This is a genomic window from Streptomyces sp. NPDC091412, assembly GCF_044756885.1.
GTDB lineage: Bacteria > Actinomycetota > Actinomycetes > Streptomycetales > Streptomycetaceae > Streptomyces.
On record NZ_JBIVTV010000004.1, the window covers coordinates 274,609 to 292,939 of the forward strand.

Annotated in this window: 13 protein-coding genes; 9 read left to right on the forward strand and 4 right to left on the reverse strand. The window is 72.5% G+C overall.

Translation table 11 applies throughout. The features are described 5' to 3' along the window. Nucleotides 1-44: 44 nt before the first annotated feature. Complete coding sequence (locus tag ACIQMV_RS12580; protein WP_402592633.1) at nucleotides 45-1,655, reverse strand: PucR family transcriptional regulator ligand-binding domain-containing protein; 1,611 nt, start codon at nucleotides 1,653-1,655, stop codon at nucleotides 45-47. A 193-nt stretch (nucleotides 1,656-1,848) separates the two neighbouring features. On the opposite strand from ACIQMV_RS12580, the gene ACIQMV_RS12585 reads away from it, so the two are divergent. Genes ACIQMV_RS12585 through ACIQMV_RS12595 form a run of 3 tightly spaced genes read left to right on the forward strand, consistent with a single transcriptional unit; the run spans nucleotide 1,849 to nucleotide 6,028 of the window. Then, nucleotides 1,849-3,309, forward strand: coding sequence for a sodium:solute symporter (locus ACIQMV_RS12585; protein ID WP_376501350.1), 1,461 nt, complete (start codon nucleotides 1,849-1,851; stop codon nucleotides 3,307-3,309). 56 nt (nucleotides 3,310-3,365) lie between these two features. After that, nucleotides 3,366-4,337: an agmatinase gene (speB, locus tag ACIQMV_RS12590; RefSeq protein ID WP_402592634.1), complete on the forward strand. Its 972-nt coding sequence runs from the start codon at nucleotides 3,366-3,368 to the stop codon at nucleotides 4,335-4,337. A gap of 5 nt (nucleotides 4,338-4,342) precedes the next feature. Next, nucleotides 4,343-6,028 (forward strand): thiamine pyrophosphate-binding protein, encoded by a 1,686-nt coding sequence (locus tag ACIQMV_RS12595; RefSeq protein WP_402592635.1) that lies wholly within the window; start codon nucleotides 4,343-4,345, stop codon nucleotides 6,026-6,028. 27 nt (nucleotides 6,029-6,055) lie between these two features. Here ACIQMV_RS12595 and ACIQMV_RS12600 read toward each other — a convergent pair whose 3' ends face one another. After that, entirely contained in the window at nucleotides 6,056-6,457 is a 402-nt protein-coding gene (locus tag ACIQMV_RS12600) for a peptidoglycan-binding protein (protein WP_402592636.1), read from the reverse strand. A 325-nt stretch (nucleotides 6,458-6,782) separates the two neighbouring features. Here ACIQMV_RS12600 and ACIQMV_RS12605 point away from each other — a divergent pair, with 325 nt between their 5' ends. From ACIQMV_RS12605 to ACIQMV_RS12630, 6 genes are all read left to right on the forward strand, one after another. Further along, on the forward strand, nucleotides 6,783-7,607 hold the full coding sequence (locus tag ACIQMV_RS12605; RefSeq protein WP_402592637.1) for a helix-turn-helix domain-containing protein: 825 nt from the start codon (nucleotides 6,783-6,785) through the stop codon (nucleotides 7,605-7,607). Next, the gene (locus ACIQMV_RS12610; protein WP_402592638.1) at nucleotides 7,594-8,598 is read left to right on the forward strand and encodes a helix-turn-helix domain-containing protein; all 1,005 of its coding nucleotides are present in this window, start codon (nucleotides 7,594-7,596) and stop codon (nucleotides 8,596-8,598) included. The genes ACIQMV_RS12605 and ACIQMV_RS12610 overlap by 14 nt, the downstream gene beginning before the upstream one ends. 149 nt (nucleotides 8,599-8,747) lie before the next feature. Next, complete coding sequence (locus tag ACIQMV_RS12615; protein WP_401775107.1) at nucleotides 8,748-9,614, forward strand: serine hydrolase; 867 nt, start codon at nucleotides 8,748-8,750, stop codon at nucleotides 9,612-9,614. Nucleotides 9,615-9,711: 97 nt separating this feature from the next. Continuing rightward, nucleotides 9,712-13,440 carry an ABC transporter ATP-binding protein gene (locus ACIQMV_RS12620; protein WP_402592639.1) on the forward strand — a complete coding sequence of 1,243 codons (3,729 nt, stop codon included), beginning with the start codon at nucleotides 9,712-9,714 and terminating at the stop codon, nucleotides 13,438-13,440. A 77-nt stretch (nucleotides 13,441-13,517) separates the two neighbouring features. After that, on the forward strand, nucleotides 13,518-13,904 hold the full coding sequence (locus ACIQMV_RS12625) for a hypothetical protein (RefSeq protein ID WP_141360686.1): 387 nt from the start codon (nucleotides 13,518-13,520) through the stop codon (nucleotides 13,902-13,904). Nucleotides 13,905-14,002: 98 nt separating this feature from the next. Next, nucleotides 14,003-15,454 (forward strand): S28 family serine protease, encoded by a 1,452-nt coding sequence (locus ACIQMV_RS12630; protein WP_402592640.1) that lies wholly within the window; start codon nucleotides 14,003-14,005, stop codon nucleotides 15,452-15,454. A gap of 74 nt (nucleotides 15,455-15,528) precedes the next feature. On the opposite strand, the gene ACIQMV_RS12635 is transcribed toward ACIQMV_RS12630, so the two are convergent. Continuing rightward, nucleotides 15,529-16,152 (reverse strand): hypothetical protein, encoded by a 624-nt coding sequence (locus ACIQMV_RS12635; RefSeq protein WP_401774937.1) that lies wholly within the window; start codon nucleotides 16,150-16,152, stop codon nucleotides 15,529-15,531. Nucleotides 16,153-16,294: 142 nt separating this feature from the next. Then, complete coding sequence (locus ACIQMV_RS12640) at nucleotides 16,295-18,124, reverse strand: glycoside hydrolase family 3 protein (RefSeq protein WP_402592641.1); 1,830 nt, start codon at nucleotides 18,122-18,124, stop codon at nucleotides 16,295-16,297. Nucleotides 18,125-18,331 lie beyond the last annotated feature (207 nt).

Here is an 18,331-nt window from a genome sequence, read left to right on the forward strand (position 1 = left end):
GCGCACTGCCCGCGTCGCCGGTGTCCCGGCCGCTGGGACGCGGGTCACGCCCGCCGCAGGGCGAACCACAGTTCCATGCGGACGTCGGGGTCGTCCAGGTCGGTGCCGAGGAGGGCGGCGCAGCGGGCGATGCGCTGGCGGACGGTGTTGCGGTGCACCGCCAGGGCGACCGCGGTGCGGTCCCAACTGCCGTGCAGGGACAGCCAGGTGCGCAGCGTCTCGATGAGCGCGGGAGCCGCGCGGAGCGGGGCGAGCAGCGCCTGGGCGTGGGCGTCGGCCTCGTCCCGCGGGAGCAGGTCGGTCAGGCCGGGGCGGGTGCCGTGGCCGACCAGGGCGGCGCGGGTGGCGCGGGCGCGGGCCAGGGCGCGGGCCGCCTGGGAGTCGGCCGTCGTCCAGTCGCCGGGGCCCACGGCGGTGCTCACCCCGAGGGCCCAGCCGGGCTGGGGGCCCGGCTCCCGCTCGGCGGGCAGGAGGACCCGTACGACCCCGTCGGCGAGGTCGACCAGCGCCGAGCCCAGCGCGGCGCCGAGCGCGGCGGCGGCCACGGCGTCGGCCGCCTGGGTCTCCGGCCGCGCGTGCACGACGACCCACCGTCCGGTCCCGAGCAGCGGCGCCACCTCCTCGGGCGCCGCGCCCAGCAGCACCCGCACCAGCGCCGAGGAGCGGGCCGCCCCCGTACCGCTGCGGTGCTCCCCGGTGAGCAGCGAGAGCAGCACGGCGGCCACGGACGCGATGGTGTGGTCCCCGGGTTCACGGCGCGGCGAGGACACCCCGAGCACGAAGCCCTGCCCGGCCCCGAGGGCGTAGGCGGCGAGATGGCTGCCGGCCACGGTGTCGGTGGCGGAGGAGGGCGCGGGCCGGCCCACGGGGGCGGCTGCCGGGGCGGGCCGGCCGGTCGGCAGCGGAGCCGGGGTCGCGGGCGTCCGGACGGGCGTGCCCGGCGGGGTCGTGGCCGCAGGCGCCGTGGTCGTCGGGGCCGGGCGGACCACGTCCGTCAGGTGGGCGAGCGCCTGGCGGGCCGCGTCGTGCGGGGCGCGGCCCGCCGAGGCGATCTCCGCGCCGTCCGGGCCGTACAGGGCCGCCCAGCCGGTCAGGCGCTGGGCCAGCTGACGCAGGACGGAGGGGACGGGGTCGGGGCGGGAGGCGGCGGCCGCGAGCCTCTGCTGCGCCTCCGTGACGCGGCGCAGTTCCGCCAGCCGGGCCTGCGCCATCAGCTGCCAGACGGCGCGGGCGACGCCGGAGAAGGTGGTCTGCGTCGGGACCTCCAGGAGCGGCAGGCCGTGGGCCTCGCAGGCCGCCACCAGAGTGCGCGGCACCGAGTCGTGCACCGGCGCCAGGCCGAAGCCGATGGCCGCGCCGCCCGCCGCGGCCACCCGGGAGACATAGGTGTCGAAGTACGGGCCGGTGGCGTCCGCCGGAGTGACGTGCACCCCGGCCGTCAGCAGCAGCTCGCCGCCCAGCAGATACGGGTAGGGGTCGGTCATCTCCGAGGTGTGCGCCCAGTGGATCACGGTGTCCCGGTCGGCCGGGCCGGCGATCAGGCGCAGCGCGAGGTCCTCCCGGGCCAGCAGCGCGGACAGCGGGATCGGTGGGGTCGGTGGGACCGCCGGGGGCAGTGACACGGATGCGTCCGGCACGATGTGCATTCCCTCCATACCGTCGCGACTCGAATGGATGAAAAGTACACTTCGCAGTCGCTTTTCGGCCACCTAGTGTCTAGGGGGCCGGCAGCCACGGGTACGGGCGATGTCCCCGCGAGCCCTTGCCGACGTCCACCCCCACATATCTGCACGACCCCATACATCTGCACGACACCGCCACCCGGATGTGCGCGAAGGAGGGCCCCACATGGCCGTCGACTACACAGTGATCGTCGTCTATCTCGCCGGCATGCTGGCCATGGGCTGGTGGGGCATGCGCCGCGCCAAGTCCAAGAGCGAGTTCCTGGTCGCGGGCCGCCGCCTGGGTCCCGCGATGTACTCCGGCACCATGGCGGCGATCGTCCTCGGCGGCGCGTCCACCATCGGCGGTGTCGGCCTCGGCTACAAGTACGGCCTCTCCGGTGCCTGGATGGTCTTCACCATCGGCCTCGGGATCCTCGCCCTCTCGGTCTTCTTCTCCGCGCGCATCGCGCGCCTGAAGGTCTACACCGTCTCCGAGATGCTCGACCTGCGCTACGGCGGCCGGGCCGGCGTCATCTCGGGCCTGGTGATGTGGGCGTACACCCTGATGCTGGCGGTGACCTCCACCATCGCGTACGCCACGATCTTCGACGTCCTGTTCGACCTGAACCGCACCGTCGCGATCATCCTCGGCGGCACGATCGTCGTCGCCTACTCCACCCTCGGCGGCATGTGGTCCATCACGCTGACCGACATGGTGCAGTTCGTGGTCAAGACGATCGGCGTGCTGCTCCTGCTGCTGCCCATCGCCGTCGTCAAGGCGGGCGGCTTCAGCGAGATGAAGGCCAAGCTGCCGACCTCGTACTTCGACCCGCTGGGCATCGGCGGCGAGACGATCTTCACCTACGTGCTGATCTACACCTTCGGCATGCTCATCGGCCAGGACATCTGGCAGCGCGTGTTCACCGCCCGCAGCGACACCACGGCCAAGTGGGGCGGCACCGTCGCCGGCACCTACTGCCTGGTCTACGCGATCGCCGGCGCGGTCATCGGCACCGCCGCCAAGGTGCTCTACCCCAACCTCGGCAGCCCCGACGACGCCTTCGCCACCATCGTCAAGGACGACCTGCCCATCGGCATCCGGGGCCTGGTGCTCGCCGCCGCCCTGGCCGCGGTGATGTCCACCTCCTCCGGCGCGCTGATCGCCTGCGCCACCGTCGCCAACAACGACATCTGGTCCCGGCTGCGCGGCGCGGTCCGCCGCGACGGGGATGCGCACGACGAGGTCAAGGGCAACCGCGCCTTCATCCTGATCATGGGCGTCGGCGTGATCTGCACCGCCATCGCGCTCAACAACGTCGTCGAGGCGCTGACCGTCGCCTACAACCTGCTCGTCGGCGGGCTGCTCGTGCCGATCCTCGGCGGACTGCTGTGGAAGCGCGGCACCGTGCAGGGCGCCCTCGCCTCCGTGATCGTCGGCGGCGCCGCGGTCATCGGCCTCATGGCGGCCTTCGGCATCCTCGCCAACGAGCCCGTCTACTACGGCCTGCTGTCCTCCCTGGCCGCCTACGTCGTCGTCTCCCTGGCGACGAAGCCGACCGACGAGGCCGTCCTCGCCGCCTGGCGCGAGCGGCTTGCCGGGCGCACCCCCGAACTCACGTCCGAGCCGGCCCCCGCTCACCAGTAGAGTCGATCACGAGCCAGTACATGCGCGACGAAGCGTAAGAAAGAAGGCATTTCAGTATGAGCAGCACCGAGACGCCCCGCGGTCCCGTCGACTCCTCCCGCGTTCCGCGGTACGCCGGCCTCGCGACTTTCGCCCGGCTGCCCCGCCTCGACGAGGTGGGCACCACCGACGTCGCCGTCGTGGGTGTGCCGTTCGACTCCGGCGTCTCGTACCGGCCGGGCGCCCGCTTCGGCGGCAACGCCATCCGTGAGGCGTCCCGGCTGCTGCGCCCCTACAACCCGGCGCAGGACGCCTCCCCGTTCGCCCTCGCCCAGGTCGCGGACGGCGGCGACATCGCCGTGAACCCGTTCAACATCAACGAGGCCGTCGAGACCATCGAGACCGCCGCCGACGACCTCCTCGGCACCGGCGCCCGGTTGATGACCCTCGGTGGCGACCACACCATCGCGCTGCCGCTGCTGCGGTCCGTCGCCAAGAAGCACGGCCCGGTCGCGCTGCTCCACTTCGACGCCCACCTCGACACCTGGGACACCTACTTCGGCGCCGAGTACACGCACGGCACCCCGTTCCGGCGGGCGGTGGAGGAGGGCATCCTCGACACCGAGGCCCTCTCCCACGTCGGCACCCGCGGCCCGCTGTACGGCAAGCAGGACCTCAGCGACGACGAGAAGATGGGCTTCGGCATCGTCACCTCCGCCGACGTCTACCGCCGCGGTGCCGACGAGGTGGCCGACCAGCTGCGGCAGCGCATCGGCGACCGCCCGCTGTACATCTCCATCGACATCGACTGCCTCGACCCCGCGCACGCCCCCGGCACCGGCACCCCCGAGGCCGGCGGCATGACCTCCCGCGAACTGCTGGAGATCCTGCGCGGCCTGGCCTCCTGCAACCTGGTGTCCGCCGACGTCGTCGAGGTGGCCCCGGCGTACGACCACGCCGAGATCACCTCGGTGGCCGCCTCCCACACGGCGTACGAACTGACCACGATCATGACCCGCCAGATCGCGGCGGCCCGGAAGGACGCGTAAGCGACGTGACGCACGACCACGACCTGGTACTCCGCCCGACACCCGCGCAGACGGAGGCCGCCCTCAACTCTCCCCCCGGCCGCAACGGCGGAGACCTGGTCGTGGAGACCCTGGCCGGGCTGGGCGCGACGACCGTCTTCGGCCTGCCCGGCCAGCACGCCCTCGGCATGTTCGACGCGCTGCGCCGCTCGGACCTCACGTACGTGGGCCTGCGGGTGGAGAACAACGCCGGCTTCGCCGCCGACGCCTACGGCCGGATCACCGGCGAGGCGGCACCGCTGCTGCTGTCGACCGGCCCGGGAGCGCTGACCTCGCTGGCCGCGCTCCAGGAGGCGGCGGCGGCCTCGGCCCCCGTGCTGGCCATCAGCAGCCAGATCCCGAGGGCGGGGCTCGGCGGCGGCCGTCACGGCTATCTGCACGAACTGCCCGACCAGGCCGCCTCGTTCCGCGGCGTGGTGAAGTCGGTCCACACGGTCCGTTCCCAGTCCCAGATCCCCTCCGCCATCGCGGCCGCCTGGAAGTCGGCGCTCACGGTCCCGCACGGGCCCGTGTGGGTGGAGATCCCGCAGGACGTGCTGCTGGACGCGACGAGCCTGCCCGTGGTCACGGCGCTGGACGCGACCCCGGAGGAGCTGGTCCCGCGTCCCGAACTGACCGCGGTGGCGGCCGACCTGCTGTCGAAGGCCGCGCGCCCGGCGGTCGTCGCGGGCGGGGGAGTGGTCCGCGCCGACGCGTCCGGCAAGCTGCTGGCCCTCGCGGAGCGGCTGAACGCCCCCGTCGTCACGACCTTCGGCGGCAAGGGAGCCTTCCCCTGGGAGCACCCGCTGTCCCTCCAGTCCTGGCTGGAGGACCGGCACACCACGGACTTCCTGGAGGACGCCGACGTCCTGCTGGTGGTCGGCTCGGGTCTCGGTGAACTCTCCTCCAACTACCACACGTTCAAGCCGCGCGGCCGGGTCATCCAGATCGAGGCCGACCTCGGCAAGCTGGAGTCCAACCACCCGGCGCTCGGCATCCACGCCGACGCCCGCCTGGCGCTCCAGGCCCTGCTGGAGACGGTGGACGAGCGCGCGGACGAGGGCGCCGCCGACCGCGTGCGCGAGGTCCTTGCCAAGGTCCGCGACCGGATCGCCGCCCAGGAACTCACCCTGGAGCAGGACGTGCTGGCGTCCGTCCGCCGCGCCCTGCCCGCCGGCTCGCCGTCCTTCTGGGACATGACGATCCTGGCGTACTGGGCCTGGTCGGCCTTCGACGCGAAGGCTCCCAACGCCATGCACTCGGCCCAGGGCGCCGGCGGCCTCGGCTACGGCTTCCCGGCGGCGCTGGGGGCAGCGGCCGCCGACCGCACCCGCCCGGTCCTGGCGGTGTCGGGCGACGGCGGCGCGCTGTACTCGATCGCGGAACTGGCCACCGCCCGCCAGTACGACCTGAACGTCACCTGGCTGATCGTCGACGACGGCGGCTACGGCATCCTCCGCGAGTACATGACCGACGCCTTCGGCCAGGCCACGGCGACGGAGCTCACCCGCCCCGACTACGTGGCCCTGGCCGAGTCCTTCGGGGTCCCGGGCGTCCGTACGACGCCCGAGAACCTGGAGACCGACCTGTCGAACGTCCTGGCCCAGCCGGGGCCCTCGGTGGTCGTCCTCCCGGCGGTGCTGCGGATGTTCGCGCCCACGCACCTGGCCTGAGAGGACGGCACACCCGCCCCGGAGGCGCTACTTCAGACGCAGCTCCTTCCACGTCTTCTTGCCGACGATGCCGTCGTACGGCTTGACGTGGTACTTCTTCTGGAACCAGACCACGGCGGCCTTGGTGTTCGTGCCGAAGTCGCCGTCGACCTTGAGCTTGGGCGTGTACGAGGTCGTCTGGTTGATCAGCGCCTGGACCTCCCGGGCCACGTCGCCCTTGCTGCCCTTGCGGACGGTGCCGTCGCCCTTGTAGTAGCCGCAGTAGTAGCCGAGGCTCTTCGTGTACGTGCACTTCTTCGCCGCGGCCGTGGTGGAGTGGGTGGTGACGCTCCCGGTCGCGTGGGCCGTGCCGGCGGTGGCCACGCCGCCCAGGAGGGCGAGCGTGGCGACGCCGATCCCGAGGGACCTGTGCGTTGCGCCGATGGTCATGGGTGTTCCCCGTTTCCTTGCTGGGTCCGGTTGTCGGCGCCGGGCGGGGACCGCGTCGTACGAACACGCCGCCCCGCCGGGCACCACCGACACTGCCCGCCGGCCGCGGGGGCGGGCCACAACCGCCGCCGGAATGCTGCCCACATGGGACGTCCCATGTCCTGACCTGCGGGGGCGTGCGGTGCGACGACGCAGTGGCGGGACGCGCGTCACGCCGGATGGCCGCTGAAAGCATCCTTTCGGGGGACGGTGCCGGGGAACCGGGCCGAGAACCCGCCGCATCTTCGGTAAAGAGTTGCTGGCAAACGGAAGAGATGTGGGGGACATGTCTCCTTGGAAGCAACTGCCGACCTCACTCGACCCCAGGACGCGCCAACTGGTCCTGCGACTCCGCCGGGTCAAGGACCACAGCGGACTCAGCCTGCAGGCACTGGCCGCCAGAACCGGGTACAGCCGTTCCTCCTGGGACCGGTACCTCAACGGCCGGGCCCTGCCTCCCCAGCGGGCCGTGGCCGCCTTCGCCCGCGCCTGTGCCGCCGACCCCGGCCGGCTGCTGGCCCTGCACGAGGTGGCCGCGGTGGCGCTGGACGGCGCCGCACGGGGCACGCGCGGCAAGGAGGCGGAGACACCCGAGGAGCCGGAGGAGCCGGCGGACGTGGGGAAGGGCACGCGGGACGGAGAGCCGGGGAGCGGTCGGCGGTCGTGGGTGGCCGTCCTGGCGGCGGCGTCCGTCACGGCCCTGCTGGCCCTGACCGCGCTGCTGGTGGCCGCCCCCTGGGACCACGGCGGGGCACCGGACCGGCCGGCGGCCGCGGCGGGGAGTTCCGCCACGGATCGGGACGGGCACCCGTTCGTGTTCCAGGCGGGCAAGGACTACTCGTGCCCGGTCCGGAGGGACAAGGACGGTCTGCTGTACGCCGGTTACAGCAACACCCGTACGGAGCTGCTCGGTGTGGGATCCGCGCAGTGGCCCGTCGTCGAGGCGCAGTGCCTGCTGCGGCACCACGGCTTCTCGCCGGGGCTCGCCGACGGGGCCTTCGGCAGCGGCACCGAGCGTGCGGTGCAGCGGCTCCAGCGGGACGCGCACATCGTCGTGGACGGGGTGGTCGGCGAGGACACCTGGGGAGTGCTGCGGCATGACGCCCGGTGACCGGCACCTGGAGTGCGACCGGCTGGCCGGGACGCTGCGCGGCCTGCGCGCCCGGACCGGTCTGAGCCTGGCCGGACTGGCGGACAAGACGCGGTACAGCAAGTCCTCCTGGGAGCGTTACCTCAACGGCAAGACGGTCCCGCCCCGGCAGGCCGTCGAGGCGCTGTGCGCCCTGGCGGGCGAGGATCCCGGCAGGCCGCTCGCCCTGTGGGAGCTGGCCGAGGCCGTGTGGAGCGGGCGTTCCGGGCGTCCGCCGCAGCCCGGACCGCCGACCGCCCGAGCCGAACTCCCCGCGCCCCGCCCGGCGTCACCTCCGGACCCCGCCGAGACCGGACCCACGAAGACAGGCGCGGCCCATTCCTCGGGAGACGACGCCGGGCCCGCCGAGGACGGCGCCGCGGCCCCGTCGGCGTCCCGTCGCGCCGCGTCCGGGGCGTCCGGTCGCGCGACTCGCCGGTTCCCGCACTCGCGTGTGCGCCGGGAGTTGGCCGTCGGAGGGCTCTGCGGTCTGGCCGCCGTCGCCGTCGCGGCGGCACTCGTGGTCGCCGGTGCCCTCGGAGCCGGTCACTGGCGGTCGGGCGGCTCTCCGGCGACGTCCGCCCTGACGGTTCCGGCGTCGCCGGGCTGCGAGGGCAGCGACTGCACGGGCAAGAACCCCGAGAGTTACGGGTGCGACGTCACACCCCCGCCGACGACGCTGCGACGGCAGGCCTTTCCCGGACGAACCGTGGTCAAGATCCGGCACGGTGCCGCCTGCCACGCGGTGTGGGCCCGTATCGATCTGGGGAGGGTCGGCGATCGGGTCGAGATCCGTATGCCGGGCCATGCTCCGCTGACGGCGGAGGTCAAGGACGAGTACGACGCGAAGGGTTCACTCTCCACTCCCATGATCGCCCTCGGACGCTCCGGCCCGGACGCCGCCAGCGCCTGCCTGGTACGCCGCCAGGAACGGCGCTGCTTCGGCCTGTACGACGCCGGCCCGCCCGGATGAGGGCGGCGACGGCCTGCCGCTGGTGGACGACGGCGGGTCAAATCTCGGGCAACTCGCACAACCATTCGCCGGATCCCGTACGTCAACTGGGCATGACTCACTCGACAACCCGACGCGCCAGAGTGCTCGCGGCGGGCGTGGGCGCCGGGATGCTGATTCCCTGCCTGGCCGCCGCGACGCCTGCCGCGGCCGCCGCACCCACGGTCAGCTGCACGTCCGGCAAGGCGGGCCTGGCAGCCAAGTTGGAGAAGGACATCACCGCGGCCATGAAGAGCCGCAAGGGCACCATCGCCGTCGGTCTGCGCGACCGCGGCACCAACACGACCTGCACGCTGCGCCAGTCGACCGCCTACGACTCGGCGAGCGTGGTCAAGGTCACCGTCCTCGCCACCCTGCTGTGGGACGCCAAGAAACACAACCGCTACCTCACCGCCCGCGAGACCGCGCTCGCCAAGGCCATGATCACCAAGTCGGACAACAACGCCACCTCCACCCTGTGGAAGCAGCTGGGCGTGACGAAGGTGAAGGGCTTCCTGACCGCGGCCGGCATGACCCAGACCAAGCCCGGCGCGAACGGCTACTGGGGACTGACCCAGATCACCGTGCGCGACGAGCAGAAGCTGCTCGCCCTGATCACGGCGAAGAACTCCGTGCTGAGCGACAACTCCCGCGCCTACATCCTCAAGCTCATGGGCCAGGTCGTCTCCTCCCAGCGCTGGGGCACGCCGGCCGGGGCGCCGTCCTCCGTCGCCGTGCACGTCAAGAACGGCTGGCTGTCGCGCTCCACCCACGGCTGGCGGGTGCACAGCGTCGGCACCTTCGACGGCGCCGGCCGCGACTACATGATCACGGTGCTCACCCAGGACAACAGCACCATGAACTACGGCGTCACCACCATCCAGAACATCGCCAAGGCCATCCACAAGGACCTCGTCCCCACGACCACGAACACGGTGCGCTACGCGCCGACCACCACACCGAAGGAGGCGTTCGTGGCGGTCCCCTCCGGCGGGTGACCCCTGGCCGCCGGGTGCGTTTGTCACGGAGGGATGAAATCCGCCGCCGCCCGCGTTGGTGTCTTCCGGAAGATCAGCTCTTGAGGGAGGCACCGACGTGGCAGCGCAGCCGGGGTGGGCGCGGAGACTGGCCGGGTACGCCTGGCGTTACCCCAAGGACGTCGTCCTCGCCCTCGGCGCCTCGCTCGGCGGCATGGCCGTCACGGCGCTCGTGCCGCTGATCACCAAGGTGATCATCGACGACGTGATAGGCGACCACAGCCGCCGTATGACCCCCTGGGCGGGCGCCCTGATCGCCGCCGCGCTCGTCGTCTACGTCCTCACCTACATCCGCCGCTACTACGGCGGCCGGCTCGCCCTCGACGTCCAGCACGACCTGCGGACGGAGATGTACGAGACGATCACCCGGCTCGACGGCAGACGCCAGGACGAGCTGTCCACCGGCCAGGTGGTCGGCCGCGCCACCAGCGACCTCCAGCTGATCCAGGGCCTGCTCTTCATGTTGCCGATGACCATCGGCAACGTACTGCTGTTCCTGATCTCCCTGGTGATCATGGCCTGGCTGTCGCTGCCGCTGACCCTGGTCGCCCTCGCCGTCGCCCCGGCCCTCGGCTGGATCGCCCGGCGCAGCCGCACCAAGCTCCACCCCGCCACCTGGTACGCCCAGGCACAGGCCGCCGCCGTGGCCGGCGTGGTCGACGGCGCGGTGAGCGGCGTCCGCGTGGTGAAGGGCTTCGGGCAGGAGGAGCAGGAGACCGCCAAGCTGCGCGAGGTCGGCCGCAGGCTGTTCGCCGGGCGGCTGCGCACCATCCGGCTGAACGCCCGGTTCACCCCCGCCCTCCAGGCCGTGCCCGCACTCGGCCAGGTCGCCATGCTGGCCCTCGGCGGCTGGCTCGCCGTGCGCGGGCACATCACGCTGGGCACGTTCGTCGCCTTCTCCGCCTACCTCGCCCAGCTCGTCGGCCCGGTCCGCATGCTCGCCATGGTGCTCACGGTCGGGCAGCAGGCCCGGGCCGGCACCGAACGCGTCCTGGAGCTGATCGACACCGAGCCCACCCTGACCGGGGGCACCAAGGAGCTGCCCGCCGACGCGCCCGCCACCGTCGAGTTCGACGACGTCTCCTTCGGCTACGCGGACGGCCACCCCGTCCTCCAGGGGCTGTCCTTCGGGATCCGCCCCGGCGAGACCCTGGCCGTCGTCGGCTCCTCCGGCTCCGGCAAGTCCACCGTCTCGCTGCTGCTGCCCCGCTTCTACGACGTCACCCACGGCGCTGTCCTCGTCGGCGGCCACGACGTGCGCGAGCTGACCCTGGACTCGCTCAGGGCCGCGATCGGCCTGGTGCCCGAGGACTCCTTCCTGTTCTCCGACACTGTCCGCGCCAACATCGCCTACGGCCGCCCCGACGCCACCCGGGAGCAGATCGAGGCCGCCGCCCGCGCCGCCCAGGCCGACCGTTTCATCTCGGAGCTGCCCGAGGGCTACGACACCAAGGTCGGCGAGCACGGTCTGACCCTCTCCGGCGGCCAGCGCCAGCGCGTCGCGTTGGCCCGCGCGATCCTCACCGACCCGCGCCTGCTCGTCCTGGACGACGCCACCTCCGCCGTGGACGCCCGAGTCGAGCACGAGATCCACGAGGCCCTGGCCCAGGTCATGGGGGGTCGCACGACCCTCCTCATCGCCCACCGCCGCTCCACCCTGAACCTCGCCGACCGCATCGCCGTCCTCGACCAGGGCCGCCTCGCCGACATCGGCACCCACGACGAACTCCAGGAGCGGTCCCCCCTCTACCGGCGCCTGCTCACCGACCCCGACGAGCTCGGCGGCGTCTCGCCCGGCCACGCCCAGCCCGCCGCTCCCCCGGAGGACGTCTCCGTAAGAGAGGAGCTGGACGCGGAGTTCGACGCCGAGCGAGGCATCACGCCCACGCTGTGGGCGGGGGACCGCGAGCCCCGGGACGCGGCGATGGCCGGCATGCCCGCCACCCCCGAACTGCTCGCCCAGGTCGCGGCGCTGCCGCCCGCCAGCGACATCCCCGACATCGACGAGCGGCGGGCCGTCAGCCCGGAGGACTCCTACGGCCTGCGCCGCCTGCTGCGCGGCTTCGGCCTGCCGCTCCTGGTCAGCCTGGGCCTGGTCGCCGTGGACGCCGGCATGGGCCTGCTGCTGCCGGTCATGATCCGGCACGGCATCGACCAGGGCGTCACACGGATGGCCCTGGGCGCCGTCTGGGCGGCCTCGCTGCTCGCCCTGCTCGCCGTGCTGGTGCAGTGGGCGGCGCAGATCGGCGAGACCCGGATGACCGGGCGGACCGGCGAGCGGGTGCTGTACTCGCTGCGCCTGAAGATCTTCTCCCAGCTCCAGCGGCTCGGCCTGGACTACTACGAGCGCGAGCTGACCGGCCGGATCATGACGCGGATGACGACGGACGTGGACGCGCTGTCGACATTCCTCCAGACCGGTCTGGTCACGGCGTTCGTCTCGGTCGTCACCTTCTTCGGCATCATGGTCGCCCTGCTGGTGATCGACGTACAGCTGGCGCTGGTCGTCTTCGCGACGCTGCCGCCGCTGGTCGTCGGCACGTTCTTCTTCCGCCGGGCGAGCGTGAAGGCGTACGAACTCGCCCGGGAGCGGGTGTCGGTGGTCAACGCCGACCTCCAGGAGTCGGTGGCCGGGCTGCGGATCGTGCAGGCCTTCCGGCGCGAGCGGGACGGCGGGCGGCGGTTCGCCGGGCGCAGCGACAGCTACCGCCAGGCGCGGATCCGCGGCCAGTGGCTGATCTCGGTCTACTTCCCGTTCGTGCAGCTGCTGTCCTCGGTCGCCGCGGCCTCGGTGCTGATCGCGGGCGCGGGCCGGGTGGAGGCGGCCACCCTGACCACGGGCGCCCTGGTGGCGTACCTGCTCTACATCGACCTGTTCTTCGCGCCCGTCCAGCAGCTCTCCCAGGTCTTCGACGGCTACCAGCAGGCCACCGTCTCCCTGGGGCGCATCCGGGAGCTGCTCCGGGAGCCGACGTCCACGAAGTCCGCCGCCGAGCCCCTCGACGTGCCCGCCCTGCGCGGCGAGATCGCCTTCGAGGACGTGCACTTCCGGTACGGTGCCGCCGACGCGGGCGAGGCGGCACTCACCGGCGTCGACCTGCGCGTCCCGGCCGGACAGACCGTGGCCTTCGTCGGCGAGACCGGCGCGGGCAAGTCGACCCTGGTGAAGCTGGTGGCCCGGTTCTACGACCCGACCGGTGGCCGGGTGACCGTCGACGGCACGGACGTCAGGGCGCTGGACCTCACCGCGTACCGGCACCGGCTCGGGGTCGTGCCGCAGGAGGCGTACCTCTTCCCGGGCACCGTCCGCGACGCCATCGCCTACGGCCGCCCCGACGCCACCGACGCCGAGGTGGAGGCCGCCGCGCGGGCGGTCGGCGCGCACGAGATGATCGCCACCCTTGAGGGCGGCTATCTGCACGAGGTCGCCGAGCGCGGACGCAATCTGTCGGCCGGTCAGCGTCAGCTGATCGCGCTGGCCCGCGCCGAACTCGTCGACCCCGACGTGCTGTTGCTCGACGAGGCGACCGCCGCGCTCGACCTGGCCACCGAGGCACAGGTCAACCAGGCCACCGACCGGCTCGCGGGTCGCCGTACGACACTGGTGGTCGCCCACCGGCTGACGACGGCCGCCCGCGCCGACCGGGTGGTGGTGATGGACCACGGCCGGGTCGCCGAGGACGGCACGCACGAGGAACTGCTGGCCCGCGACGGGCGGTACGCCGAGCTGTGGCGGACGTTCGTCGGCGCGGCCGAACCGGAGGAGCCGGTCAGCGCGACCCGCTGAGTCCGCGGGCGCAACCATCCGGCCCACGGGCCGCGTCCGTACATCCGTACACTTGTACGCTCGCGTCAGGGGGGACTGTGGACAGTGGTGTGACACGCCGGCGGCCGCTGGCGCTTGTGGCCGTGCTGACCGGGGCGGTGCTGCTGGCGTTCGCCGCGCCCGGCACCGCCCAGGCGGCCACCTCCTGCGCCGGCCGCGAGGTCAGAACGCTCTCCTTCGCCACCGGCACCGTCCACGTCCACAAGCGCGACGGTTACGTCTGCGCCCTCACCGTCGCCAGGAACCCCGGCCCCAAACGGCCGATGTCGGTGACGGTGCAGGCCCGCGGCAACCGTCCGGTCACCGACAAGGGCCGCTACTCCCGGCACGCCGGCCCGGTCACCGTGCACGCGGGCCACCGGTGCGTGCGGGTCGCCGGATCGGTGGGGTCGAAGTCGGTGCACACGGACTGGATCCTGTGCTGAACTCCTGAAACGCGTTCAGGTATTTTCCCTGCTGCCCTGGTGTGCACCCGAGTTGCTCCGATAGCTTCCGGCGAACATCTGTCTCATAGGGAGGGTGCATGCGCAAGGCGCTCAGATGGCTGCTCGCGCTCACAGTGTCCATCGGCACGCTGAGCACGGCGGGGGTGGCTACCGCGGCCCAGCCGGAGGCCACGAACGGCCCCGCAAGCAGCACGGAAGCCGACATACTGAACCAGCTCCTGGCCATTCCAGGCATGAGCCTGATCCAGGAGAAGCCCTACGCCGGCTACCGCTACTTCGTCCTCAACTACACCCAGCCGGTCGACCACCGCAATCCGTCGAAGGGCACCTTCCAGCAGCGGATCACCGTGCTGCACAAGGGAGCCGACCGCCCGACGGTCTTCTACACCGGCGGCTACAACGTCTCCACGACCCCCAGCCGCCGCGAGCCCACCCAGATCGTTGACGGCAACCAGGTCTCCATGGAGTACCGGTTCTTCACCCCGTCCCGGCCCGCCCCGGCCGACTGGTCCAAGCTCGACATCTGGCAGGCCGCCAGCGACCAGCACCGCATCTACCAGGCGCTGAAGCCGGTCTACTCCCACAACTGGATCGCCACCGGCGGCTCCAAGGGCGGTATGACGGCCACCTACTACAAGCGCTTCTACCCCGGTGACATGGACGGCGTGGTCGCCTACGTCGCGCCCAACGACGTGGTCGACAAGGAGGATTCCGCCTACGACCGCTTCTTCGCCACCGTCGGCACCAAGGAGTGCCGCGACCGGCTGAACGGCGTGCAGCGGGAGGCGCTGGTGCGCCGGTCCTCGCTGGAGAACAAGTACGCCGAGTTCGCCGCCGACAACGGTTACACCTTCACCACCATCGGCAACCTGGACAAGGCGTACGAGGCCGTCGTCCTCGACTACGTGTGGGGCTTTTGGCAGTACAGCCTGCTGAAGGACTGCGGCACCATCCCGGGTGACGCCAAGAACGCCACCGACCAGCAGATCTGGGACTCCGTCGACGCCATCTCCGGCTTCGACGCCTACACCGACCAGGGTCTCGAGACCTACACGCCGTACTACTACCAGGCCGGCACGCAGCTCGGCGCGCCGACCATCCAGTTCCCGCACATCGAGAAGAAGCTGATCCGCTACGGCTACCAGCCGCCGCGCAACTTCGTGCCGCGGTCCATCCCGATGAAGTTCCAGCCGTCGGCGATGCGTGACGTGGACACCTGGGTGCGCCAGCACGCGAACCACATGCTCTTCGTGTACGGGGAGAACGACCCGTGGGGCTCGGAGCGGTTCCGCCTCGGCAACGGGGCACGGGACTCGTACGTGTTCACGGCGCCCGGCATGAACCACGGGGCGAACGTCGCCGGTCTCGTGCCGGACGAGAAGGCGCTCTCCACGGCGAAGATCCTCGAGTGGGCCGGAGTCGCCACCCCGGCGGTCCAGGTGAACCCGTCGGTGGCCAAGCCGCTGGCCGGCTTCGACGCGAAGCTGGACGTGCGGGACGTGGAGCGCGAGCCGGCGCTCAGGCCGTGACGCGCCGGTCGGCACCCGCTGACACGCACGCGCTGACCGACCGACGCTGATCCATCGGTGGGCTGCGCCCGGAGTCACAGTTTCCGGGCGCAGCCCACCGGTTCGTCGCCGCCGATCCGGACGTACAGGGCGGTCGACGCCGGGCACTGGGCGCGGTCGCGCACCGCCCGTGTCACCCGGTACTCCGGCTTCCTCCCGCCCGTGCCGTCGCACGCGGTCTCCCGGACCTGGCCGCGGCCGGAGCCGTAGAGGCAGTCGCCGACGACGGTGCGCGGGCCGCCCCCGCCGCCGGGGTCGCCGGGGTGCGGCGGCTGGAGATTGCGCATGCAGGCGTAGCCCCGCGGGATCGCGCCGCCCTCCTGGCCGGCGGCGGCCGGCTGGGCGCCGATGTGCAGGACGAAGTCGGTGTCCGGCGGGCAGAGCGGGCCGTCGCCGGGCGGGCCGTCGTGGCGGGCGATCACCCGGGCCGCCGCCCGCTCCCCGGAGCACGGCACCTCGGTGAAGCTCGTCGTGCCGAAGGAACTGCACTCGCCCGGGCCGAGGAACACCGCGCCGTGACCGGAGGGCCGCGCGGAGGCCGGGACACCGCCCCGCTCCTGGCCGCCCGTGGACCCGGACGGCCGTCCGCAGCCCGTCAGCAGAGCCACGAGCAGCGCCGGCAGGGCGCACGCCACCCCCACGGACCATTTCCCGCGCATCGCCATCCCCCGGTCCACCCCCCCGGCCCAGCGTGGCCCGCCACAGCGGGGCCACGCCAGGCGTGCGGGGTGCTTCGGGCCGGTTGGCGGTGGCGCGCCGGGGGCGCGGCGTAAGCGCCGTACGCCCGACGCGCGAGGGCGGCTAGTACGACAGGCCGTACCCGATGGGGTACAGGACCCGCGCCGGGTCGTCCGCCCGCTGGACCGGCACCGGGAGCCTGCCGCGCGGCCGCACCTGCCCCGCGATCACCCGTGCGGCGGCGCGCAGTTCCACGTCGGTCCAGGAGTAGGCCGCCAAGTGGGCTGGAACCGTGGGGAGCTGGGCGATGTCGTAGGGGTTGCGGATCGCGACCGCGATCACCGGGCGGCCGGTGGCGACGAGCCGTTCCACCAGCGTCTTCTGGGAGCTGCCCGCCGTGACGTTGTACGTTCCGACCACGACCGCGTCCGCGTCCTGCGCCGCGGCCACCGCCTTGTCGGCGGTCGCCGCCGAAGGGGCGGTTCCCGTCGACAACGCCGTTGCCTGGAAACCGAGTTCGCTGAGGGCGGCGGCGAGCACTCCGGTGGGCGGGCCCGTGGTGCCCGACGGGGAGGCGGGGTCGGCGCCGACGACGAGCAGCTTCTTGTGGCTGCGGCGGGACAGCGGCAGCAGGCGGCCCTCGTTGGCCAGCAGGGTCGTGGTCCGCTCGGCGACGCGGTCGGCCGCCGCCAGGTGGGTGCCGATGCCCACGACACGGTCGACGTTCGCCTGGCTGACGTAGGGGTCGTCGAGCAGTCCCAGCTTCGCCTTCAGCCGCAGGACGCGCAGGATCGATTCGTCGAGCCGGGCCTCGGTCAGCTCGCCGGCGCGCACCGCGTTCAGCACCGCGTTCCAGGCCACGTCCAGCGAGGGCGGGTTGAGCAACTGGTCCACGCCCGCCTTCAGCGCCAGCACCGGCACCCGGTCGTCGCCGTACTTGGTGCGCACGCCGTCCATGCCGAGCGAGTCGGTCACCACGACGCCGTCGTAGCCGAGTTCGCCGCGCAGGATGCCGGTGAGGACCGGGTGGGAGAGGGTGGCCGGGTCGCCGGAGTCGTCCAGCGCCGGGAACTGGATGTGGGCGGTCATGATCGAGTCGATGCCGGCCTTGATCGCGGCCCGGAACGGCACCGCGTCCAGCTTCTCCCACAGTTCGCGGCTGTGCGTGATGACCGGGAAGCCGTAGTGGCTGTCGGTGGCGGTGTCCCCGTGCCCCGGGAAGTGCTTGGCGGTCGCCGCCACCTTGGAGCTCTGGTAGCCCTTCACCTCCGCGGCCACCAGCCCCGCCACCGCGTCCGGGTCGGCGCCGAAGGACCGTACGCCGATGACCGGGTTGGCCGGGTTGACGTTCACGTCGGCGTCGGGGGAGTAGTCCTGGTTGATGCCGAGGGCGCGCAGCTCCGCGCCCGAGATGCGGCCCAGGGTGTGGGCGTCCGCGGGCGAGCCGCCCGCGCCGATCGCCATGGCGCCCGGGAAGAGGGTCGCGGGCTTGCCCACGCGGCAGACGATGCCGTGCTCCTGGTCGGTGGCGACGAGCAGGGGCAGGCCGCGCGGCTGCCCGAGGGCCGCCTGCTGGATCCCGTTGGACAGGTCGGCGATCTGGTGCGGGTTCTGGGTGTTGTTGGCCCAGGCGAAGTAGATGATGCCGCCGACGCGGTACTTGGCGACCAGCTCGGCGGCCGTGCGGACGCCGATCTCCTTGAGGTTGGCGTCGATGTCGGCCTGCGTCGGGGCGGTGGCCGAGTGGCCGTAGACCCGCATCACGAAGAGCTGGCCGACCTTCTCCTCGAGCGTCATTCGGGAGATGAGGGCACGCAGCTTCTTGTCGTTGGAGGAAGCGGCGTGGGCGGTGCCGGTGCCCTGGACCGCCAGGGCGGCGGTGAGGCCGGCGGTGGCGGCGAGGAGGGTACGTCTGGAGGGAAGTGCGGTGGTTCCCGTGCTGGTGTCGTGCACGTGCGCCCCTTCCGGAGGAGATCCGCTGGAGTACCACTGAAGGAAACTTCCGAGGAGTCACCAATATCCGGGAAGTTTCTGCCAGTCAAGGGAGTGCACAGGAACCGGTGAGGGTCGCCGCCGGCGCTGCCGGAGGGGGCGCGCCGACGGCGGCGGGCTGCCGGCCGCGGTGCGGAGGAGAGGGTGGTCGGCGATCGCAGCCGTCGG